The organism is Sneathiella sedimenti (assembly GCF_017313765.1).
GTDB lineage: Bacteria > Pseudomonadota > Alphaproteobacteria > Sneathiellales > Sneathiellaceae > Sneathiella > Sneathiella sedimenti.
Window position 1 is genome coordinate 574,011 of the sequence record NZ_JAFLNC010000002.1, and the last position, 22,444, is coordinate 596,454.

At 60.5% G+C, this 22,444-nt stretch carries 19 protein-coding genes; 14 read left to right on the forward strand and 5 right to left on the reverse strand.

Features of this window, described 5'->3' with window-relative positions; translation table 11 throughout:
• Positions 1 to 551 precede the first annotated feature (551 nt).
• The gene (locus tag J0X12_RS07875; protein ID WP_207043926.1) at positions 552 to 1,850 is read left to right on the forward strand and encodes a DUF2254 domain-containing protein; all 1,299 of its coding nucleotides are present in this window, start codon (positions 552 to 554) and stop codon (positions 1,848 to 1,850) included.
• A gap of 127 nt (positions 1,851 to 1,977) precedes the next feature.
• Entirely contained in the window at positions 1,978 to 2,889 is a 912-nt protein-coding gene (locus tag J0X12_RS07880; protein ID WP_207043934.1) for a 2-dehydropantoate 2-reductase, read from the forward strand.
• A 54-nt stretch (positions 2,890 to 2,943) separates the two neighbouring features.
• On the opposite strand, the gene J0X12_RS07885 is transcribed toward J0X12_RS07880, so the two are convergent.
• Positions 2,944 to 3,888: a cyclase family protein gene (locus J0X12_RS07885; RefSeq protein ID WP_207043938.1), complete on the reverse strand. Its 945-nt coding sequence runs from the start codon at positions 3,886 to 3,888 to the stop codon at positions 2,944 to 2,946.
• A 138-nt stretch (positions 3,889 to 4,026) separates the two neighbouring features.
• Here J0X12_RS07885 and J0X12_RS07890 point away from each other — a divergent pair, with 138 nt between their 5' ends.
• Entirely contained in the window at positions 4,027 to 5,226 is a 1,200-nt protein-coding gene (locus tag J0X12_RS07890) for an MFS transporter (protein ID WP_207043939.1), read from the forward strand.
• On the forward strand, positions 5,226 to 6,284 hold the full coding sequence (locus J0X12_RS07895; protein WP_207043941.1) for a DUF2332 domain-containing protein: 1,059 nt from the start codon (positions 5,226 to 5,228) through the stop codon (positions 6,282 to 6,284). The genes J0X12_RS07890 and J0X12_RS07895 overlap by 1 nt, the downstream gene beginning before the upstream one ends.
• Here J0X12_RS07895 and J0X12_RS07900 read toward each other — a convergent pair.
• The gene (locus J0X12_RS07900; protein WP_207043943.1) at positions 6,281 to 7,015 is read right to left on the reverse strand and encodes an SDR family oxidoreductase; all 735 of its coding nucleotides are present in this window, start codon (positions 7,013 to 7,015) and stop codon (positions 6,281 to 6,283) included. The genes J0X12_RS07895 and J0X12_RS07900 overlap by 4 nt on opposite strands.
• A gap of 156 nt (positions 7,016 to 7,171) precedes the next feature.
• Between J0X12_RS07900 and J0X12_RS07905 the strand changes: the two genes are divergently transcribed.
• Both J0X12_RS07905 and J0X12_RS07910 read left to right on the forward strand, forming a co-directional pair.
• A complete protein-coding gene (locus tag J0X12_RS07905; protein WP_207043945.1) occupies positions 7,172 to 9,517 on the forward strand; it encodes an FAD-dependent oxidoreductase in 2,346 nt (781 codons plus the stop codon).
• Positions 9,510 to 10,094, forward strand: a complete 585-nt coding sequence (locus tag J0X12_RS07910; RefSeq protein WP_207043947.1) for a sarcosine oxidase subunit gamma — start codon at positions 9,510 to 9,512, stop codon at positions 10,092 to 10,094. Before J0X12_RS07905 ends, J0X12_RS07910 begins: the two co-directional genes overlap by 8 nt.
• Here the strand turns inward: J0X12_RS07910 and J0X12_RS07915 are convergent.
• Positions 10,089 to 10,496 carry an HIT domain-containing protein gene (locus tag J0X12_RS07915; RefSeq protein ID WP_207043949.1) on the reverse strand — a complete coding sequence of 136 codons (408 nt, stop codon included), beginning with the start codon at positions 10,494 to 10,496 and terminating at the stop codon, positions 10,089 to 10,091. The genes J0X12_RS07910 and J0X12_RS07915 overlap by 6 nt on opposite strands.
• 59 nt (positions 10,497 to 10,555) lie before the next feature.
• On the opposite strand from J0X12_RS07915, the gene J0X12_RS07920 reads away from it, so the two are divergent.
• From J0X12_RS07920 to J0X12_RS07955, 8 genes are all read left to right on the forward strand, one after another.
• Positions 10,556 to 12,073: a bifunctional metallophosphatase/5'-nucleotidase gene (locus J0X12_RS07920; RefSeq protein ID WP_207043951.1), complete on the forward strand. Its 1,518-nt coding sequence runs from the start codon at positions 10,556 to 10,558 to the stop codon at positions 12,071 to 12,073.
• Positions 12,074 to 12,228: 155 nt separating this feature from the next.
• Entirely contained in the window at positions 12,229 to 13,779 is a 1,551-nt protein-coding gene (locus J0X12_RS07925) for a class I adenylate-forming enzyme family protein (RefSeq protein ID WP_237688074.1), read from the forward strand.
• 120 nt (positions 13,780 to 13,899) lie between these two features.
• Positions 13,900 to 14,844, forward strand: a complete 945-nt coding sequence (locus tag J0X12_RS07930) for a class I SAM-dependent methyltransferase (protein ID WP_207043956.1) — start codon at positions 13,900 to 13,902, stop codon at positions 14,842 to 14,844.
• A 123-nt stretch (positions 14,845 to 14,967) separates the two neighbouring features.
• Positions 14,968 to 15,093, forward strand: coding sequence for a type B 50S ribosomal protein L36 (ykgO, locus tag J0X12_RS07935; protein WP_161316603.1), 126 nt, complete (start codon positions 14,968 to 14,970; stop codon positions 15,091 to 15,093).
• Between the two features lie 135 nt (positions 15,094 to 15,228).
• Complete coding sequence (locus J0X12_RS07940) at positions 15,229 to 16,719, forward strand: FAD-linked oxidase C-terminal domain-containing protein (protein ID WP_420497054.1); 1,491 nt, start codon at positions 15,229 to 15,231, stop codon at positions 16,717 to 16,719.
• A 6-nt stretch (positions 16,720 to 16,725) separates the two neighbouring features.
• On the forward strand, positions 16,726 to 17,964 hold the full coding sequence (locus J0X12_RS07945) for an FAD-binding protein (RefSeq protein WP_207043959.1): 1,239 nt from the start codon (positions 16,726 to 16,728) through the stop codon (positions 17,962 to 17,964).
• Between the two features lies 1 nt (position 17,965).
• Positions 17,966 to 19,258, forward strand: coding sequence for a glycolate oxidase subunit GlcF (gene glcF, locus J0X12_RS07950; RefSeq protein ID WP_207043961.1), 1,293 nt, complete (start codon positions 17,966 to 17,968; stop codon positions 19,256 to 19,258).
• A 78-nt stretch (positions 19,259 to 19,336) separates the two neighbouring features.
• Positions 19,337 to 19,894 (forward strand): tetratricopeptide repeat protein, encoded by a 558-nt coding sequence (locus J0X12_RS07955; protein WP_207043963.1) that lies wholly within the window; start codon positions 19,337 to 19,339, stop codon positions 19,892 to 19,894.
• A 15-nt stretch (positions 19,895 to 19,909) separates the two neighbouring features.
• On the opposite strand, the gene pyk is transcribed toward J0X12_RS07955, so the two are convergent.
• Complete coding sequence (gene pyk, locus J0X12_RS07960) at positions 19,910 to 21,331, reverse strand: pyruvate kinase (RefSeq protein ID WP_207043965.1); 1,422 nt, start codon at positions 21,329 to 21,331, stop codon at positions 19,910 to 19,912.
• Between the two features lie 105 nt (positions 21,332 to 21,436).
• Complete coding sequence (locus J0X12_RS07965) at positions 21,437 to 22,309, reverse strand: FkbM family methyltransferase (RefSeq protein ID WP_207043968.1); 873 nt, start codon at positions 22,307 to 22,309, stop codon at positions 21,437 to 21,439.
• Positions 22,310 to 22,444: the final 135 nt, after the last annotated feature.

Genomic DNA, 22,444 nt, shown 5'->3' on the forward strand with positions numbered 1-22,444 from the left:
TGCCATTTATGATAGTTTAGATATATATAATATTACGCGATATTCTATAATGTGCAACGATCCTTGACACACGACTAGAATTAACGGGCGATAAGGGGCAGCACTTGGTACAATCGGCAGGGCTTTTCAAGTTTTTTTTGAAAAAAAGGTAAGTAAATGTGACGTTTTTCTCATATTTGGGGTATTTTAAGCGCAATAGCAGGCCTTTTATCAGATACAAGTCGTGCCATCGGCCGACGAATAGAGCCAAAATTCCAATCTGCAGGGACACCGGGCTGTCTTTTCCAGACTGCCGGCAATCGCTACCACCTGGACCCGGGAAAATGGCTGTGTGCCCTTGGGCCGCAATAACGGCACCACGCAACGCATTTTGACAATTATGACATGGAACCAGAAGCCTTTGGCGCATATGCTGAAAGGCGCAGGGACGTCCAATTCACCGGAATGATCGAATTGCTTGCAACGCCGGATGTCGTTTCGACTATGAAAATCCGAAACATCGTGTTTAATCAGCAGCTAAACAAAAGATCCGCCAGGGAGCAGGGGACAAGATGAATCTAAACTTTCTACGCCATCCATTTGTGATGCTGCAAACCGTTCCGGCAGTCATTGCCCTGTCCATCGGTGCGCTGGCGCTGTTGATCGGCTATGTGGAGAGCTTCTGGCAGATCGACTTCATCGATCCCTATGTGCACCTGCTTCCGCCGGAAACGGCGCGGACTATCCTCTCCATAATTGCCGGCGGGGCGATGTCAGCACTGACGCTGACCTACTCGATCGTGCTGGTCGTCTTTGCCCTCGCCGCCGGGACGCTTGCGCCGCGCATGCTGAAACGCTTCACGTCGGATTTTGTCAACCAGATGACGGCTGGTATCTTTGGCGGAACGTTTCTGTATTCCCTGTTTTCCCTTATCTTCATTGAGCAGGATTTCGTACCCAACCTGACCATTCTCGGGGCGGAAATTCTCGCGGCGATCTGCGTGATGCAGCTCATCTACTTTGTTCGCAATGTTTCCCAAAGCGTTGCCATCGATGAGGAAATAGCCGGGATCACGGCCAATCTGAAATCCGCGCTTGAAGATCGCAGAAAACACCGGGAAGAGCAGGAAGGCGTCCAAAACCTCAAGGAGGAGAAAATCGACAAGCTGGTCTTCGAGATCATGGCAGGAAAGCCCGGCTATCTCGGCATGGTCAATGAACGCAAGCTGATCGAGATTGCGGCGGACAAGGATATCCTCCTGCAGATTCAAAAACCGATGGGCGCCTATACCCTGGCGGAGGAAGTGCTGATCAAGGCCACCGGGGAGCTGGATGAGGAGACGGTCGAAACTATCCAGAAACAGGTGACGATCCGTCCGGCGCGGTCGACAGACAGCCCGGTCGAGTTTTCCATCAACCTGCTGCTGGAGATCGGGCTGCGCGCCCTGTCGCCGGGGGTCAATGATACCTATACCGCCATTGCCACCGTTGACAGCCTGTCCGACGCGCTGTCGCAGGCGGCAATGCAGGACGATACTGCTGCGTTTGTCCGCAAGGACGCCGAGGGCAATGCCCGTCTGCTCGTGCGGGAACTGTCCCTGGCCAACCTGATTAACCAGGCATTTCACCCGCTGCGGCAGGCGAGCGGCGCAAATATCCTGATGGCCATCTGCCTTGCGCGCGCCTATTCCCGGCTTTGTGCGACTTGCGGAAAGAATGTGCGGGACCTGCTCCGGGAACATGCCCTGCTGCTCATTCGGGAAATTGAAAAGGCCGGGCATCTTCCCGAGGACATCGACAGCGTGATCGAGGTGCTGCCGCCGTTCATTCGCAAGGCCAACCGCGAACGGCTGGAGAAGGCGAAAAAGTAACCGCACGGAATTCGCGGCTTACGGGCTTCTTTTGGGTTGTCTTTCCCCTGTCGGCATTGCCATAATGGGAAAACACCGCCGGGCCGGATCGTGGCCTTTCCAGGCGGCATTCTAGAGGGTGAAAATCATGAAGATACTGATCGTAGGCGCCGGGGGCGTGGGCGGATATTTTGGCGCGAAGCTGATGGAGGCGGGGGCGGACATCACCTTCCTGCTGCGCGAGAAACGCCACAGACTTATCCAGGAGAAGGGACTCACCCTCGAGACGCCAGACGCCAGCGTCACCGTCCACCCGACATCAGTGACCGCGGATCAGCTGACCCCGGACTATGACCTGATCATCCTCGCGCCGAAGTCCTATGACCTGGCCGATTCCCTGAATTCCCTCGAGAAGGCGAGCGGCCGCGGTGTCTTCCTGCCGTTCCTGAACGGGTTTAACCATCTCGAGTTTCTTGACACGCGATATGGCAGGGACCGGGTGATGGGCGGCGTCGCGCAAATTGCCGCGATGATCACGGAGACGGGTGCTGTCAGGCGCATGGGCGATCTGGCCGGGCTCATCGCGGGCGGACGCTCCCCGGCCCATGAGGCCATTGCGCAGGAATTTGCCGGGTTCTGCGAAAAGGCGGACTTCAACTTCACTCACAGCCGGGATATCGAGCAGTCGCTGTGGGACAAATGGGTGATGCTGGCGACCCTCGCGGGGATGACGACGCTTTGTCTCGGATCCGTCGGGGAGATTGTCGCCACGCCTTACGGGGCTGAGATGTCCCGCCGCATGCATGCCGAGGCCTGCGCCATCGCGGCCGCCAATGGCCAGCCGATCGCGGAGAAGGTCCAGACCGGTCAGCTTTCCATGCTGACGAAAGAGGGGTCGATCTTTACCGCGTCGATGATGCGGGACCTCAAAGGCGGCCTCCGCACCGAGCATGAGCATATCCTCGGCGACCTGATCGCGAAAGGCACGCCCCACAGCATTGACTGCCCCCTCCTCAAAATCGCCTATACCCATATGGCCGTGGCAAAAGGGCAGGGGTGATCAATAAAAAAGGGACCGGCTTCCCGATCCCTTTTCGCCGGTTGTTGGTGTCATCTAGTAGAGGGCGACCGGGTTGATGATCATCTGCACTGTGCCACGGACCCGCGCCTGACCCAGCACGAACATGAATTCCGTCACGCCCTCGCGGACCAGCGGGCCGGTGTTCATGGTTTCGAGAATATAAATCCCGTTCTTTTTCAGCAGCGTAACATGGCCATAGAAGGGACGGCCTTCCTTCTCGGGCGGAATCACGTCAAGACCCCAGGTATCCGAGCCGACGGCCATCACATTCTGCGCGGCGAGCCATTCGGCCGCATCTTCCGATGTGCCGGGCTCCCCGCTGGCCCAGGCGACAGGATCGCTTGCCAGCTTGGCATCGGTCCAGCCCGTATAGAAGAGCACCACATCGCCCTCACGGATCTCGATACCCTGCGCCTTGGCGGCTTCCTGAATATCGGCAGCGGTGAAATATTTCCCGGCTTCCAGGGATTCCACGCCGAAATGCTTGGCCATGTCAAGGACGACACCCCGGCCGACAAGTGGCGGGATATTATGGGTGCCGAGCTTCGTCAGGCCGGTAATCTGCGAGATTTCCTTCTCGCTGAGGCAGTTGTAGTAGAGGCCGTTCTCGCCAAGATGGCCGAGTCCGTCGATCTGGGACCCGATGCCGAGCCAGAGCTGCATCAGGTCGTCGTTATAGTTCCCGTCGAAGGCGAACAGCTTCTGTCCGCCCTGCTGGTTTGGCTGCACAACCTGCAGGCTGAGTCCGCGCGGCGGGAAGGCGGGTGTCTTGGAATCAATCACAATGCCGAGCGGGACGCTCTTGCCCTGTTTTACGAGTTTTGACGCGGCCAGCGTGCGTTCTGGTGTTACCAGGTTGGCGGAGCCGATCTCGTCATCGGCGCCCCATTTTGACGGTTTGCAGTCCTCGGCGAGGGCAGTACCCGCAAAAAGGGCGAGGCTCACCGCGGTTGCGGCGGCGGTTTTCCATAGTGTCATGATTATCCTCCCAGATTTTATCGTTATATGACAATCGAATAATATTATAAAAACCTAAACATGCAAGCGGACATAACGCGGGGAGGGCGATGCATTTCGGGCTAGGTGGCGGCGGGGACTTTTGCTATTCTCCCGCAAATGGAAACAACAACAATAACAAAAACCTTTCCGCTCTGGGCGCTTGTGTCGCTCAGTTCCGCTTATTTCATGGTTGGAACCTCCAGCCTCTCGGTCATTGCCCTGACCTGGCAGATTTCCGACGGGCTCCAGGTGCCGCCGTCGGATATCGCCTTCCTGGTGACCGTGTTCGCGCTCGCCTTCGCCATTGCCGCGCCGCTCACCCAGGTGTTGTTCAGCGGCTATGCGCGCATCAAGATCCTGTGCACGGGGCTTGGCCTGCTGGCGCTGGCGCTGATTCTCGGGGCGTCCTCGACCAGTTACGAGATGCTGTTCGTCTCGCGCGGCCTGATGGGCCTCAGCGCGGCGGCGATCAGCCCGATGTGCTCCGCCATCGGCGCCGGGCTCGCCCCGCCGGAACAGCAGGGCAGGGCCATGGGAATCGTGTTCGCCGGGCTGACCTTCGCCTCTGTCCTCGGGACACCGATTTCCGCCTATCTCGGCACCTTGATGAGCTGGCGGCTGGTACATCTCCTGCTGGCGCTGGTCGCGCTCAGCTCGATGGCATCCATCCTGTATTTCGTGAAGGACCGGCAGGCCGGCGCGCCGATCTCTTTCTCCCATCTGGTCGAGGCAATGACGCGGATCCGGTCGTCTTTCACGGTGTTGACGACCTTCCTGCAGATGACCGCGATTTTCTGCACCTATGCCCTGATCGCGCCCTTTATGTCGCACAAGTTCGGCCTTCCCGAGAACCTGATCGCGCTGGTATTGCTCGCCTACGGGGTAAATGGCGTTCTGGGCAATGTCTTCGCCGGGCGGCTTAGTGACCGGTTCGGCCCGGAAAAGGTGATTTTTGTGACGCTTGCCGGGCTCGGCGCGGGCTTCTTCATGATCTGGGCGATCGGTCCGAATTTGTGGCTCGCCTTTATCGCCATCGTTATCTGGTCGGCTTTCGGCATGATGTTTCATTCGCCGCAACAGCAGCGCATCGCCAATATCGACCCCGAAAGGCGCAGCCTGCTCCTAGCGCTCAATGCGGCGGCGCTCTATCTCGGCATTTCCGTCGGCTCCTGGATCTCGAATTTCGTGTCCGTACGCTGGGGGTATGAGGTATTGCCGCTGGTCTCGCTTGTCGTGCTGAGCGCCTGCGCGGTAATATTCAGTACCTCCGTGTTCGCCATGGGACGCGGGAAAAATGCCGCCGGAGGGCCGGACTGATGAAACGACAGATACGCGATATTTTCGCCGATCAGGGGGAGGCGTGCGAGAAACTCGGCTCTCCCTTCACGGCCCGTATCTGCCGTCTTGCGGGCCAGAGGCTCATGACCGGGACGGCGGTGGCCGATACAATCCTCGGCTGGCAGGGGGACGCCTCCGCACTCGGGGATTCGGTGCCGCTCCGGCTCTGCGGGGCACTGCATGGGCTGGTCCTGACGGGCAAGAGCAGGGCACTTGCCGCCGTCTATCCGCCGCATCATGAAGGCGTCTCCGATGACGGCCTCTGGGCCGCCATCGCGGGGGTGCTGGTTGAGGAAGAGTCCTTTATTTTGGATCGCCTGAAAGGCCCACCGCAAACCAACGAGGTACGGCGCGTCGGGGCGACCTTACCGATGTTTCTGGAGGTGAGTCGCCAGACCGGCCTGCCGCTTGCGCTTTCCGAAGTCGGGGCGAGCGCCGGGCTCAATCTCTTCCTTGATGAGTTTCATATCACCCTCGGCGAGGACAGCTTCGGCGACCCGACGTCGGCCGTTCAGATCACACCGAAATGGCGCGGGCGCCGGGCCCCGAAAGGCCCCCTTGATATTCAGGCGCGGGCCAGTTGCGACCTGCTGCCTGTCGATCCGGGCAACATGGCGGACCGGGAGCGGATGCTCTCCTTCATCTGGCCAGACCAGGCGGACCGTCTGCAGCGCACCCGCGCCGCCTTCGACATTGCGGCGCGCCAGCGGGCGCGGGTTGAGAAGGCCGATGCTCTCGACTGGCTTAGAACGCGCACCGCCAAGCCGATGAAGGGCGTGGCGCATGTCATCTACAGCACCATTGCCTGGCAGTATATTCCCAGGGAAGCGCGCGCCACGGGAGAAGAGATCATCCGCGCCGCCGGGGCGCGGGCAACGGAAGACGCGCCGCTCGCCTGGGCGCGCATGGAGATCGACGGCAAGTCGCCCGGCACGGGCCTGACCCTAATCCTCTGGCCGTCAGGGGAGGAGCATCTCGTCGGCCGCGCCGATTTCCATGGCCGCTGGATTGACTGGCACGGCTGGCCGGCAGGCTAGGCCATCTTCTCCATCCACGGGCGCAGATCCATCTCGAAGGTCCAGGCGGAGCGGTTCTGGTTGTGGAGGTTCCAGTACGTCTCGGCTATATCCTCGGGCTGCAGGATGCCGTCCTTCTCGCGCAGCGCATAGCGTTCGGGAAATCTCTCCTTCACGAAGGCGGTATCGATGGCGCCGTCAATAATGATATGGGCGACATGGATGCCCTGCGGCCCCAGTTCCCGCGCAAGACTCTGGGCGAGGGCGCGAAGTGAATGCTTTGCCCCGGCAAAGGCGGAATAGCCTGCGCCGCCCCGCATGGAGGCCGTCGCGCCCGTAAACAGTATCGTGCCCTTACCGCGCGGCAGCATGGCTTTCGCCGCCTCCCGTCCGGTCAGGAAGCCGGCAAAGCTGCTCATCTCCCAGACTTTTCGGTACACGCGGGAGGTCATCTCGGTGATCGGGAATTTGACATTGCCGCCGATATTGAAGATGACGGCGCCGAGCGGGGCGATATCCTTCTCGATCTTCGCGAACAGGTCGACTATTTCCTCCTCTTTGCGGGCGTCGACGCCAAAGGCATGGGCGCTGCCGCCGTCTTTCCCGATATCCTCGGCGAGCCTGTTCAGGTCGTCCAGATGCCGGGCGCGGCGGACGATGCAGGTCTCAAACCCTTCTCGGGCAAATCTTCTGGCGATGGCGCCGCCGGTCGCATCTCCCGCGCCGACGACAAGACAGGATTGTTTGGTCATGTTGTTATCCTTGTTTTGACAATTCTGCGCGGAAAAAGGCTAGGCGCTCGTCAGGCCGCTGTCAATCACTGGCGGAGCCTAAAAAGAAACATATTCCTGTGTAGCTTTAGGCAGGCGGATTCTGTTAGATAGGGGTCGGCAAAAGGATGAGTAGTGATGGCGCGTATTTGGCCGATTAAATTCAGGACACTCGGCGGGGAGATTTCTCCCGACTACCGGATCAATGGCGGGGCTATTGACCGCAGCCGGCCGGTGCCGTTCCGGTTCAACGGGCGGGGCTATCGCGGTTTTGCGGGCGATACGCTGGCCTCCGCGCTGCTGGCGCAGGGGGTCGAGGTGCCGGAGAATGTCTCTCTCCTTCGGGCCGGGGAAAAACCTGCCGCCACCCTCACGGCGGCACAGGAACTCTTTGACGATTTGACGGCACGCCACCGGACCAATGGCCATTTCCGGCGCTTTCTGCCGGGATATGCCCCCTCCGTCGAGACGGGGTCGGACGCGGAGGTCGAGCATGTCTATGACAAGGCGGATTGCCTCATCGTCGGCAGCGGCCCGACCGGGCTGGCCACGGCGCTGCAACGGGCAGAGGCGGGGCTGGATGTCATTGTGGTCGAACGGGATTTCGAGTTCGGCGGCAGCCTGCTCTATGATGACCAATGGATTGATGGCCGCGCACCCGGCGACTGGCGGCGGGCGGTGCTGGATCGGCTCCTGGTGATGCCGAAGGTGCGGTTGCTGAACCGGACCACGGCCCTACTGCGGGAGGGGGAAACCCTTGTCCATGCGGAGGAGCGGCCGCAGCAGCATCTGACGATGCGCGATCCGCATCTACCGGACCTCCGGATCCGCCATATCCAGGCGCGGGAGACGGTGAGTGCGGCCGGGATTGATGACCAGATATTTCCATTTGAAAATAATAGATTGCACGGAATATTTAAACTCGAATATGCGCTTTCCCTGGTCAATCGGCACGCGGTGCTGCCCGGCCATCGCCTGGCGCTCTATGTCGGGCATACAGACGGCTACCGGCTGGCGGCCTCGCTGCTTGCACGCGGGCTCCGGCCGGTCGCGATAATCGATGCACGGGCGGAGGTTCCGGACGTTTGCCACCGGTTCGCCCGTCAGGCCGGCATTCCGCTCTATCCGCATCATCGGGTTATCCGGGCGCAGGGGTTCCGGCGCGTGCGGCGCGTGGTGATCGGAAAAGCAGGGCAGGATCCAGTCAATCGCGATATCCATCTCGACTGCGACAGCCTGGTCCAGTCTGCCGGTGTTATTCCGCGCACCGTCCCCGAACTCCTTGAGGAAGGCAGCGTGCTGTCGGTGACGGGCAGGACGCGGGGCGAGACCCTTCCTCATCTGCGGCGCGGTCCTCTGTTCGAGGCGCAGACGCGGGCAGCGGCCGTCCATCGCACCATTCACGGCTGGCGGTTGGCAGCGGCCTATCCAATAAAGGGCGAGAAGGTACGGGCGGCGAGTCACCGGGAGGCGCTGGCCGCCTGGACCGGGGTGGCGATGTCGGACCTCTCCCATCTCGGCAAGATCGATCTTCAGGGACCGGACGCGCTGGCTCTGCTGGAACGGGCGTTCGGCGGCTGGGCCAGTCTGAAGACGGGCCGGATGCGTCCCTTCCTGCTGACGGAGGATGGGGGTGGTGCACTAGCCTCCGTTCTCGGCTGGCGCCTCGCGCCGCATCATTTCATGCTGACAATGGCGGCGGGATCGCTTGCTACCGTCCGCACCCGTCTCGAGCGGCTGGTGGCAGCGGAGGAGGTTGCGCCGCGGCTGAAGATGACGGAGGTGACGGATGAATGGGGCGGTGTCGCCCTGATGGGCCCGAAAGCGGAGGCGCTGCTTGCCGGCAGCCTGCCGATGTCGGTCATGTCGGAAAACTTGCCGCCGATGGCATTTCGTGATTTTTCGCAGGATGACCTGCCGGTCCGCCTCGCGCGGATCAGCCTCTCCGCCGGGGCCGGATTTGAAATCTACACCCGCGCAGGCTATGCCGATATCCTCTGGAACTTGCTGCTGGAAAAGGGCAAGGCGCAGGGATTGACCCTCGCGGGCACCGTGGCGCGGGAGATTTTGCGGATCGAGGCCGGACGACCCGGCGAAAGGGAGATCAACGGCCGGACGACAGCGGCGGATCTGGGCCTCGCGCCGCCGGACCGGCTGGAAGGGCGGCATAAGTCCCGGCTGCAACTGGTCGGCCTTAAATCAGTCTCTCACGAGGTGGAGGGGAAACCGGCCCCGCCGCTTTCCGTCGGCATGACCCTCTATGAAGGCGACGGGACGGAGCCGACAGGACCCGGCATCGGCGAGATTACCTCCGCCTGCTACAGCCCCGCCCATGACAGGGAGATCGCTCTCGCGCTGTTAAGTGACGGCCGCGCGCGGGTCGGCACGCTGATCCGCGCCGCCACCGCCGATGGGCGCAAGGTGATTGATGTGAAAGTACAGCCGCCGTGCGTCCTGCCGCGAAAGGAGATTGGCCATGCCTGATCGTAATTCAGCCCTGCGCGGCCAGCGCATTCACGGACAATTTGGGAACATATCCAAGGAACCCGGCGTAACTTTTCGGGAAATAAAGGATTTTTCCTATCTGGAGATTACCCTGTGGGACTGGGCACGGGACAGCCTGCGATCCAAACTTGCCGAACTGCTCGGGATCGGCGACCTGCCCGACACAGGCGACAGCCAACGGTTGAAGGAGGGGCGGCTGCTGCATCTGGCGGACGGCTCTCTTGCCTATCTCGGGGCGGCGGCGCCGGCGGATATCCTGGAAGTGGCGATCACGCCGGAGGAGGGCTGCGTTGTCCCCCTTGGCCACGCCCGCTGCCTCCTGCGCCTGGAGGGTCCGAAAGCCGTGGCGCTGCTCCGGCGCGGTATCCGCGAGGACCTGCGTGACACCGCCTTCGCCGTCGGTCAGGTGATGACCACCGATATCGGCGGGATTGGCGTGCTGCTGCTCCGGCCGGATACGGCAAAGTTTGACCTGCTTGTCCCGCGCTCCCACGCGATCGAGGTCTGGCGCTGGCTCACCCGGCGGGCAGCCCCGTTCGGATATGAGGTGCTATAGGCCCTTCAAGGTCGCGCGAATATCGTCGATCCGCGCGTCCGCCGCGGCCTTTTCATAAGGCTCCGCCACACCCTTGCCCCAGACCGGGGCGGGCCAGGCGGCATCGCCGCGATACCGCGCGATCACATGGATATGAAGCTGCGGCACCATATTGCCGAGCGTGGCGACATTCATCTTGTCCGCCTTGAACAGCGCCGCCATCGCCCGGGACGCCGCGCGTATTTCCCGCGTCAGGGCGTTATAGTCGGGATGGTTCATATCGTGAATATCAACGAGATCCGGCCTCTCCGGTACCAGGATGATCCAGGGGAAGCGGGCGTCATTCATCAACAGGACGCGCGAGAGCGACAATGTCAGGATGGGAAAGGTGTCTTTGGCAAGCTGTGAATGAAGCTGGAACATCGGTATAATTCCTGCGATAATGAATGAACTGATAGCTCAATCAGGGTAGGGGAATTCTCATGAAACATAAATCGCTTTTTAGCCGCGTCCTGCTTTTGCTGGCACCGGTCTTCCTGTTGTTCTCGGTGTCTGTGTCGGCGGAACCGACGAAACTGACCTTCCTGCATTTCAATGACATCTACCAGCTGTCCGGGGTGAAGGGAAATGGCGGATTTGCGGAACTATCGACCCTGATCAAGGCGGAGAAGCAACGCTCTCCCAACGCCATTGTCACCTTCGGCGGCGACCTGATCTCGCCCTCCATCATGTCGGGCCTCAGCAAGGGGACCGAGATGATCGTGCTGATGAACGCGGTCGGCACCGATATCGCGGTGCTCGGCAATCACGAGTTTGACTTCGGCCCCGATGTGACGGCGCAGAGAATATCCGAATCGACCTTCCCCTGGCTTGGCACCAATGTCCTTGACGCCTCGGGCAAGGTGGCGCTTGGTGCGCAGTCGGCCATGATCGTTGAGATGGGCGGCTTCAAGGTCGGCTTCTTCGGCATCCTGACGCCGGAGACAGTCTTTCTGTCCCAGCCGGGCAAGGATATCCAGTTCGCCGATGTGGTCGAAACCTCGAAGGCAGCCGTCAAATCCCTGCAGGAGCAGGGCGCCGAGATTATCGTCGCGCTGACCCACCTCGACCTGTCGAAGGATGAGGACCTGACCGGGCAGGTGGACGGCCTCCATGCGGTGCTGGCGGGCCATGATCATGTGGCGGCGACCTTTGTGAAGAATGGCGTCCCGGTCATGCAGTCCGGGGCGGACGGGATTTATCTTGGCGTGCTTGATCTCGATGTCGAATGGATCGAGAGCCGCGGCAAGAAGCGTCTCTCTGTCCTGCCGAGCTGGAAGATGGTGGCGACGAAGGGCACGACGCCGGATCCGGAAATCAAGGCGATCATCGATGACTATGAGGCCGCGCTGGACAAGGAACTTGGCGTTGCCATCGGCAAGACGGCCGTTCTGCTGGATACCACGCGGGCAACCGTCCGCAGCACCGAGGCGGCGTTCGGCAGCCTGATCGCCGATGCCATGCGTGAGGAGGTAAAGGCAGATATCGGCTTTACCAATGGCGGCGGCATTCGCGGCGACCGGCTGTATGATCCGGGCACGACCCTGACGCGCAAGGATATCCTGACCGAACTGCCGTTCGGCAATGTCACCGTGCTTGTGGAACTCAAGGGCGCGGATGTGAAGGAACTGCTGGAGACCGGCGTCTCCAAGGTCGAGGATGTGGCCGGCCGCTTTGGCCAGGTCTCGGGCGTTGCCTTTACCTATGACAAGACCCTGCCTTCGGGATCCCGGATTACCGAAGTGATGGTCGGCGGCGCACCGCTGGATATGGAGAAAACCTACACGGTGGCGACCAATGACTATATCGCCGATGGCGGCGACGGCTATGCGGTGCTGAAAGGCAAGAAACAGCTGATCGACGCATCGGGCGGCACCCTGATGGCGACGACGGTGATGAATTACATCCGCAATATGGGTGGGGTGAACAAGGTCCCCGGCGGGCGCATCACCGAGAAGTAACGCCGCATAAACCGGAAACATCCGGCCCCTGTCATTCTTTACTTTTCTTGGCGGGGGCCAGAGGCTAATCTGCGATAAAATATTGCCACGGTCCCCTGCGGCCGAAAGAGAATGGAGAAAACATGAGCCAGACCAGCCCCACCCCTGAAGAGAATATGCCCTTTGTGCATTATGCCGAGCGTATCCGCGCCGCCGCGGCCCGCAATCCGTCGCTGGAGGTGATCAAATGCGAGGGCGAGACGCGGACCTGGGCCGAGTTCCTGCCGCGCACGAACATGGTCGCCAACATGCTGGCAAGCCGTGGCCTCGGCCGCGGGGACATGGTGGCGGTGCTGGCGAAAAGCAGCATCGAGTATCTGGAAGTCTTTCTCGGCGCGCTGCAGGCCGGGCTCTGCATCGTACCGCTGTCGGGCATGGCCTCCAGTGAGCAGCTGGAAGTGATGGTCCGTGATTCCGGCTCTAAGCTGGTGTTTGCGTCGCAGTCAACACGCGACCTGATCGAGCCCTTCCGGGGCCGAGTCGAGGGCGTGGCCGAGGATGGCTATGTGGCCTTTGATTTCGCGGGCGACGGCTGGACCGCGTATGAGGACCTGATCAAGGGCGCCTCCACCGACCATCTTTATGTGGATGTGCAGGAAACGGACCCGTTCAACCTGATCTATTCGTCGGGGACCACCGGCGTTCCCAAGGGGATCGAGCAGAGCCAGAAAATGCGCAGCCAGCATATCCTCCGTTTTGAGGCGCTCGGTATTCGCGAAGGGGCGGTGACACTTGTTTCCACGGCGATGTATTCAAACACGACGTTGGTCGCGCTGCTGCCGACTCTGGCGCTGGGCGGGCGGATCATTGTCATGCCCAAGTTCGACACCGAGAAATTTCTGGAAATTGCGGCGGCCGAGAAGGTCACCCATGCCATGCTTGTGCCGGTTCAGTATCAGCGCATCCTCGCCCATCCGGATTTCGATAAATACGACCTCAGCAGCTTCGAGGTGAAACTCTCCACCAGCGCGCCGCTGCGGGAAGGGGTCAAGCGTGACATCATCACCCGCTGGCCCGGCAAGATGATCGAGATCTACGGCCTGACCGAGGGCGGAATCGGCACCGCGCTGTCCTGCACCGAGTTTCCGGACAAGCTGGCGTCGGTCGGCAAGCCGGGCGAGGGGGTTGAGCTGCGGATCATCAATGAGGCGGGCGAACAGCTAGCGCAAGGGGAGATCGGCGAGATTGTTGGCCGCTCCGATGCGATGATGACCGGCTATCATGGCCGGCAGGACCTGACCGAGGCGATGATCTGGCGCTCACCCGAGGGCAAGGTCTTTTACAAGAGCGGCGACATGGGCCGCTTTGACAAGGACGGGTTCCTGTTTCTGCTGGACCGCAAGAAGGACATGATCATCTCCGGCGGCTTCAACATTTACGCTGCCGATATCGAGGCGGAGCTGGCGCAGCATGGCGATGTGGCTGATGTTGCGGTGATCGGCATTCCGAGCGAGGAATGGGGCGAGACGCCGCTCGCGCTTGTGGTGCCGAAGGACGGCTCCGGCCTGACCGAGGCGGGCTTGACAGAATGGGTCAATGGCCGGCTTGGCAAGACCCAGCGGATCAGCGGGGTCGAGTTCCGTGACAACCTGCCCCGCAGCACCATCGGCAAGGTCATGAAGCGGGAACTCCGGCTGCCCTATTGGGAGGCGGCGAACGCCTCCTAAGGGACTCGATTTTGCCTCCCTTCGCGCGCAATTCTTTACGAAGGGTTAATTTTTTTCTGACATAGTCTTTATTCCGGTCAAATTCTTTGGACCGGACATGGTTGCTTGTCAGGATTTTGAATGAGTGCAGAGTCGGATAGCCCGGATACGGAAGCCAGGCCGTCAATCAAACACCGGCTGAAAGCCTGGTGGGATGGTTATGAGCTGGAAGGGGAAACAGTCGAGCGGACTGCCGCAGAGGCGTCGGAACGCGAGAAAATTATCATCAATGATGGCCCGCCCACGGTCAAGGGCTGGAGCCTCAGCCGACAGCAATCGGTTGTCACCCTGTTTGGCGAGGGGATGACACGCTGCATCCCTGACGAGGTGAAGGAAAACCTGACCCAGCCGCTCGGCATCAACAAGAAGCTGAGCGTCGCCGAAATCGGCAGCGGCCTCGGCGGATTCGCCCGCTGGGTTTCCAACGAGTATAATGCCTATGTGACCGGCTATGATCCGGACCAGATTTTGCAGGACGCCGCCATCGAGATGACCAAAATGGCGGGCCGCTCCCGCAAGGTCAATTTCTTCCATTGCGACTTGGAGAAGTTCAATCCCAAGGAACGATCCGCCGACGTGGTGTATGCCTCCGAGGCATTGTTCCCGGTCAAGAACAAGGCCGGCTGCTTTGCCGCGATCTACAAGATGCTGAAGCCCTCGGGCCAGTTCATGATGTCCGACTATATGCTGGAGGGAATCGCACAAGACGCGCCCGAACTGAAGGACTGGCGCAGTGCGGAACCGGTCGGGGCGCACCCGATCGATGTACAGGAAACCCGTAACCTTTTGACATCAAAGGGGTTTGAGGTGAGCATCGCCGAGAATATCACCGCTCCTTACAAGGCCAATGTCCTGCGCGCCTTTGCCGATTATGCGGCGCGAACCGGCAATGGCGAGAAAAGCGGCCATCTGCATGAATGGATCCTGAAAGAGGGGGAGCTGTGGATGCGGCGGATCAAGTTGATGGAGGCGGGCCATCTGAAAGTGTTCCGGATTTATGCGCGCAAACCCGTGGATATCCGCTGACGGGCGGGCGGCGCGCGTTAATGGTAATTTCTTCGCCCGAACAGGTCTTTTCGTCATTGACAGGCTGCGCCGGGGTCAGTATGTTCCGGCCTTCAAATTCACTTAGCTGTTAGGATCTGGACAATGAAAGTCTTGAACTCGCTCAAGTCCGCGAAAAAGCGTCATCGCGATTGTCGCGTGGTACGTCGTAAAGGACGCGTTTACGTTATCAACAAAACCAACCGCCGTTTCAAGGCGCGTCAGGGTTAATCTGCCGTCGACGTTACTGGTTCTGTAATGTGGAAAAAAACCGTAGTGCTCCGGCACTGACGGTTTTTTTGTTTGCATCATGTCGGCTTTCCGCCCTATGTCAGGGGGAACAGGGAATAACCCGGGGGAGCCGTTATGTTAATGCCAAAGCCGAACGCCGATGTGCTGGCCAAGCGCGATGCGCTGGTGGCGGGTTTGCGGCGGATCGTCGCCAATCCTGAAGGTGTTATCGACGACAAGGACGATTTGCGCGCCTTTGAATGCGATGGCCTCAGCGCCTATCGCCAGCTTCCCATGATTGCCGTCCTCCCCTCGACGGTGCGGGAAATTTCCGACATCCTCAAATATTGCCAGGCCGAAGGGGTCAATGTGGTGCCGCGCGGTGCGGGCACCTCGCTTTCCGGCGGCGCGCTGCCGCTGGCCGACGGGGTTCTGCTCGGCCTTGGCAAGTTCAACAAGATCCTTGAGATCGATTATGACAACCGCTGTGTGGTGGCACAGCCCGGTGTCACCAACCTAGCCATTACCGATGCGGTGAAGGGCGACGGCTTTTACTATGCGCCGGACCCGTCGAGCCAGATTGCCTGCTCCATCGGCGGCAATGTGGCGGAGAATTCGGGCGGCGTGCATTGCCTGAAATACGGCCTGACCACCCACAACCTCCTCGGGATCGAGATGGTGACCATGGACGGTGAGATCATCCGCCTTGGCGGCAAGCATCTCGATGCGGAGGGGTATGACCTCCTCGGCGTGATGACCGGCTCTGAGGGGCTGCTCGGGGTGATTACCGAGGTAACGGTGCGCATCCTCCGCAGCCCGGAACATATCTCGGCGCAGTTGATCGGCTTTCCCTCCAGCGAGCAGGCAGGAGATTGTGTCGGCAAGATCATCGGCGCGGGCATCATTCCGGCGGGCATGGAGATGATGGATCGCTATGCCATTCACGCGGCGGAGGAATTCTGTCACGCAGGCTATCCGCTGGATGTGGAGGCACTGCTGATTATCGAGCTGGATGGACCGGAAGTCGAGATTGCCCATTACCAGACGCAGATTGACGCCATCGCCAAGGACTGCGGGGCGACCGTCAGCCGGATCAGCGAGACGGAAGAGGAACGCATGACCTTCTGGGCCGGGCGCAAGGCGGCCTTCCCGGCGGTCGGGCGTATTTCCCCGGATTATATGTGCATGGACGGCACCATCCCGCGCAGCCAGCTCCCCAAGGTGCTCAAGCGCATGAACGAGCTGTCGAAACAGTATGGCCTGCGTGTCGCCAATGTCTTTCACGCCGGCGACGGCAACCTGCATCCGCTTATCCTGTTCGATGCGAATAATCCCGGCGAGCTCGAAAAATGCGAGGCCTTTGGCGCCGATATCCTGAAACTCTGTGTCGAGGTGGGCGGCGTGCTGACCGGCGAACATGGCGTCGGGATAGAGAAGCGCGACCTGATGGGGGAGATGTTCTCGGAAGAGGACCTCAAGCAGCAGCAGCGGCTTAAATGCGCGTTTGACCCGGGTGGGCGGCTTAACCCGGGGAAAGTCTTCCCGGTCCTGCATCGCTGCGCCGAGCTGGGCAAGATGCATGTTCACAATGGCGAATTGCCGTTCCCCGACATCCCGAGATTCTAGGCCGATATGCAAATCAGTAAAATCACCGAAGAACAGCAAATTGCCGATATGCTCGACTGGGCGCTCGCGGGCAAGCATGGCCTTACAATTCAGGGCGCGGGCAGCAAGGCCGGGATCGGCCGTCCCGTCACCACGGAGCAGGGGCTTGATCTCTCCGGCCTCACCGGGGTTGAGATGTATGAACCGGCCGAGCTGGTGATGAAGGCGAAGGCGGGCACGAAGGTTTCCGAGATCCAGTCGCTCCTCCGCCAGAGCGAGCAGCGCCTTGCTTTTGATCCCCCGGATTACGGGCCCTTGCTCGGCGGAACTGCGGAAGCGGGGACGCTTGGTGGTATTTTCAGTGCCAATCTCTCCGGCTCGGCCCGCATCAAGGCGGGCAGCGCCCGCGACCACCTGCTGGGGGTTCAGGGCTTCACCGGCCGCGCGCAAGCGTTCCAGACCGGCAGCCGGGTGATGAAGAATGTCACAGGCTATGACCTCTGCAAGCTGGTCGCGGGGAGCTATGGCACCCTCGCCATCGCCACCTCGCTCACCTTCAAGGTACTGCCACGGCCGGAGAAAACCCGGACCGTGCTGCTCTATGATGTGCCGCTGGAGAAGGCGCAACCTCTCATGAACCGGGGGCTGTCCTCCGTCCATGATATCGCCGCCGCCGCTTGGCTGCCCGCCGATATTGCCGCCACATGCGACATTGAGTATATCCGCGGTCCGGGCAAGTCGGTGCTGGCTCTCAAGATCGAGGGGCCGGGCCCGTCCGCCGAATTCCGCTGTACTGCCATCCGCGAGATGTTGGCGGGTGAGGGCGCGCTCGAGGAACTGCACGGCCATAATTCGGAAAGCTTCTGGCGTTTTGTCAGCAATGCCAGTGCTTTCGCGGGAAACAATAAACCTCTTTGGAAACTCTCGCTGCCACCTGCCAACGCTGCCCCGTTCATTGCCGCCATTCGTGATAAGGCGGCGGAGGCAGACTATTTCCTCGACTGGGGCGGTGGTCTTGTCTGGGTGCAGATGCCCGACGGACTGGCGGATGGGGGTGCGACGTTGGTTCGTGATGCACTCTCCGGGGCAGGTCATGCGACCCTCATTCGCGGATCGGAAGCCTTGCGGGGAAAGATTGCGCCGTTCCAGCCGCAGCCAACGGCGATCCAGAAAATAAATGCGCGCATCAAGGACGGGTTCGATCCCGAGAACATCCTCAATCCCGGGCGGATGTACGCGGTTGAAGAAATGAAGGCAAGAGTTTGAAATGAAAACAGAATTTTCCATTCTCCAGCTTGCCGACCCGAAGTTCGCCCGCTCCAACGATATTCTTCGCAATTGCGTCCATTGCGGTTTTTGCACCGCGACCTGCCCGACCTACCTTGAGCTTGGGGATGAGCGCGACAGTCCGCGGGGGCGCATTTACCTGATGCAGCAGATGCTGGAAAGCGGGGAGCCGGCTCCGGCCTCCACTGTAAAGCATCTCGACCGCTGTCTCTCCTGCCTGTCCTGCATGACGACCTGCCCGTCGGGTGTGGATTACATGCATCTGGTGGAGCATGGCCGCGACTATATCGAGGAAACCTACAAGCGCCCGCTGTTTGACCGGCTGCTCCGCGGTGTGCTCGGTATCGTGCTGCCGCGCCCTAGGCTGTTCCGCCTTTCGCTCATCGGGGCGAAGCTGGCGCGCCCGGCAAAGGATCTCTTTAGCGGGCCGTTGAAGGCGATGCTGGACATGGCGCCGACAAGGCTGCCGCCGGCCTCCCGCCTGGATAGCCGCCGTGTTAATCCGGCGGGCGGGAAACGAAAGATGCGCGTTGTCCTGATGACTGGCTGCGCGCAGAAGGTGCTCGCGCCCGAGATCAATGACGCGACCATCCGCCTGCTCAACCGCCACGGAGTCGAGGTGATCATCCCGAAGGGGGCCGGCTGCTGCGGCGCGCTGCCGCTGCATATGGGGAAAGAGAAGGACGCGCAAGGCTTCGCCCGCGCCAATATCCGGGCCTGGGACCGCGAGATGGAGGGGGACGGGCTGGACGCCATCATCATCAACACCTCCGGCTGCGGGACCACGGTGAAGGATTACGGTGAGCTGTTCGCCCATCACAAGGACAAAAAGCTTGCCCGGCAGGCCGGGAAGGTCGCCGCAATTGCCTGCGATATCACGGAATTTTTGAGCCGCATCGAGCTGACGCCGCCGAAGGTGACAACCGGCCTGAAGGTTGCCTATCATTCCGCCTGCTCGCTCCAGCATGGCCAGCAAATCCGCAAGGAGCCGAAAGACCTCCTTGCCCAGATGGGCTTTGAGGTGGCGGATATCCCGGAATCCCATATCTGCTGCGGCTCTGCGGGCACCTATAACCTGCTGCAACCGGAACTCTCGGCCAAGCTGAAGGCCCGGAAAGTCGCGAATATCGCGGAAACCACGCCCGATCTCGTCGCGGCGGGAAATGTCGGCTGCATCGCACAAATCGCCTCCGGCATGGATCTTCCCGTGGTGCATACGGTGGAGCTTCTTGACTGGGTGACGGGCGGACCGAAACCACCGGCCCTGCAATAAGGCGGCTGACCGCCCGCTCACAAATTTGTGTCATCCGGCAGCGTTACCAAAACCGCCAAACTGCGCTATACTCAAGGTATGGCACGACGACTTCTGAAACTTATCCTGATTGCGGGGCTCCTCTTCTGGGGCAACCCGGCGTTTGCCCGTCAGGATGACCCGAAGCTGGATGAATTGTTCGAGCAGCTCGCCGAGACGGAGGACTACCAGAAAGCCAAGGTGATCGAGGGCAGTATCTGGAAAATCTGGCTGACCTCGGGCAGCGATACGGTGGATTTTCTGATGCTTCAGGGGATCAACTATATGAGCCGGGGCGAGTTTGCGAAGGCCATTTCGCTCTTTTCCACGGTCATCAAGATCGATCCCGAGTTTTCTGAAGGCTGGAACAAACGGGCGACGGTGCTGTTCCTGATCGGGGAGTATGACAGCTCGATCGAGGATATCGGCCGGACGCTGGAGCTGGAACCCCGCCATTTCGGTGCGCTGTCCGGCCTTGGCCAGATTTATGATCTGCAGAAGATTGAGGCGGGTGCGCTTTCAGCCTATGAAAAGGCCGTCGAGATCAATCCCCATCTGCCGAGCGTCAAGGCACGGCTCGACCAGTTGATTATCCAGCGGGACAAGAAGCGAATCTGATCGTTTTCGCGCGTCTTACTGTTCCCCGACCCAGGCGATGCGCAGGATGTTGGTTGATCCCGGCGTGCCAAACGGCACCCCCGCCATGATCACAACCCGCTGTCCCGGCCGGGTGAACCCCTCGGCAAAGGAAATCTTGCAGGCCTTGTCCACCATATCGGCGAAATTCTTGGCATCCGGTGTGTGAACGCAATGCAGGCCCCAGACGAGGGCGAGCATCCGTGCCGTCTTGAGCGACGGCGTCAGAACCAGCACGGAGGTTTCGCCCCGTTCCCGCGCCGCCCGGAGGGCGGTGGAGCCGGAGGTGGTGTAGGTGACGATGGCGGCCGCGCCGATGGTGCCCGCGACCTGTGAGGCGGCGGCGCTGATCGCGTCGGCAGTGGTCGCCTCCAATGCGCCATGCTTGGCGTCGATGACGCTGCGGTACATCGGGTCTTTTTCGGTCTCCACCGCAATATCATTCATCATTGCCACGGCCTCCAGCGGGAACTCTCCCGCAGCGCTCTCCGCCGAGAGCATGACCGAGTCCGTGCCGTCATAGATGGCATTGGCGACATCGGTCACCTCGGCGCGGGTCGGCACTGGCGCGGCGATCATGCTTTCCAGCATCTGCGTTGCGACGACCACGGGCTTGCCCGCCTCGCGCGCGCGGGCGATGATCCGCTTCTGGATTGAGGGGACTTCCTGAATCGGCATTTCAACGCCGAGATCGCCGCGCGCCACCATGATCGCATCGGCCAGATCGATGATACCGCTGAGGGCCTCCACCGCGGCGGGTTTCTCGATCTTTGCCATGACCGCAGCGCGGCCGGCGACGATTTTCTTGACCTCGGCGATATCCTCGGGCCGCTGCACGAAGGAGAGCGCAATCCAGTCCACCCCAAGGCTGAGGGCGAAATCAAGGTCGCGGCGGTCCTTGTTGGTGAGCGGGCTCATCCGGACAAGCGCATTCGGGATATTGACCCCCTTGCGGTCCGAGATCTTGCCGCCGACCGTGACCTTGCAATCGACGAAATCCGCGCCTGTCCCGGTGACGGTGAGTTTCAGCTTGCCGTCATCAAGCAATAGGATGCTGCCTTCCTCGAGACTTTCCAGCACGGCCGGGTGGGGCAGGCACACGCGGTCCTGGTTTCCCGGCGTTTCGTCAAGGTCGAGGCGGAACCTGGCGCCGTTGGTGAGGATGACCGAGCCGTTCGCAAAGGTGCTGAGGCGGATTTTCGGGCCCTGCAGGTCGGCAAGAATACCGATGGGGCGGCCGACCCGTTCCTCCAGCTCGCGGATGGCGTTGTACCGTTCCTCGTGGTCCTTGTGGTCGCCGTGGCTGAAGTTGAGGCGAAACACGTCCGCCCCGGCCAGATGCAGCGCCTCGATACTGTCCGCGCTGGAACTTGCGGGGCCGAGGGTGGCTATGATCTTCGTTTTCCTAAGTCGTCGCATCGTTTTGCTACTCATGACATCAGATGTTTTTCAGGCTCGCAGATTTATACTACCCTTTTTATGTCACTGATGTGAGAGGATTATCGGATATTTTTGCAGGCCTGCCTAAAGGCTGAAAACGAGAAGGTCCTTTTGCGGCGTCTGCGCCAGTGCCTCGAAATCCGTGACCGGAGTCGGATCGACGCCCGCGTCCTTGAAATCAAGGATATGCGTATAGTTGTCCCGGAGGTAGGCAATGAATTCCCGCGCCTTCTCCTCGCCGATAAAACGCGGGGAGAATTCGAAGAATACAGGGAGGTGACTGCCGAAGGTCTTGTTGATCTCCTGCAGGATCTCGAAATCAAACCCCTCGATATCCATCCATATGAACCTGACGTCCTGAGGGCTGATGCCCTCCTGCCGCACGATGCTGGCGATGGTCAGAGCGGAAACCTCGACCGCCCGCGTATTGCCGGGCAGGTTCAGGAGGGAATGGCCGCCGCTGACGCCTTCTTCTTTCAGATGCAGGGTAATCGTGCCGTCTTCCGTGTAGACGGCGGCATGGATCGGCGTGATCTCCGTCGCCCAGCCGTTCAGATGGACATTGGCGCGCAGCAGCTCGAAATTGCGCGGCGCGGCCTCAACGGCAATGACCTTCGCAAACCGGTTGGTGAGTTTGAGGTAGAGCGCCTGACACCCGATGTTGGCACCGAGGTTGATAGCGACGCCCGCCCCATCGATCTTGCCGGTTTTCTCCAGATAGGCGACAACGCTGTCGACGCCGCCACGCCCCCAGTCCCCATGCAGGACAACGGAGCGCCCGACGAGGTCGCGCGGGTCGACCGTTATCATATGGTCACGCGCATGGACCGTCACCGCGAGGATATCCTCCGGCAGCGACTTGCTCAGGACCTTGCGGCCCCGTTTGCTGTCGAAGAAGCGACGCAGCAACTGGTTTCGGAATTTGTCGACAATAAATGTCTCTATTTTATTCGGCATTGGTTTGTTGAATTTTGTCATTTCATTGGGGACGGGTATTTACTTTATAACCTCTTCCCCTCTGGCGGGGATAGATAAATTGCAGGGGGGCAACAAATTTCTACCCCGTAAATTCCCGTCATTGTAAGTCGCGCC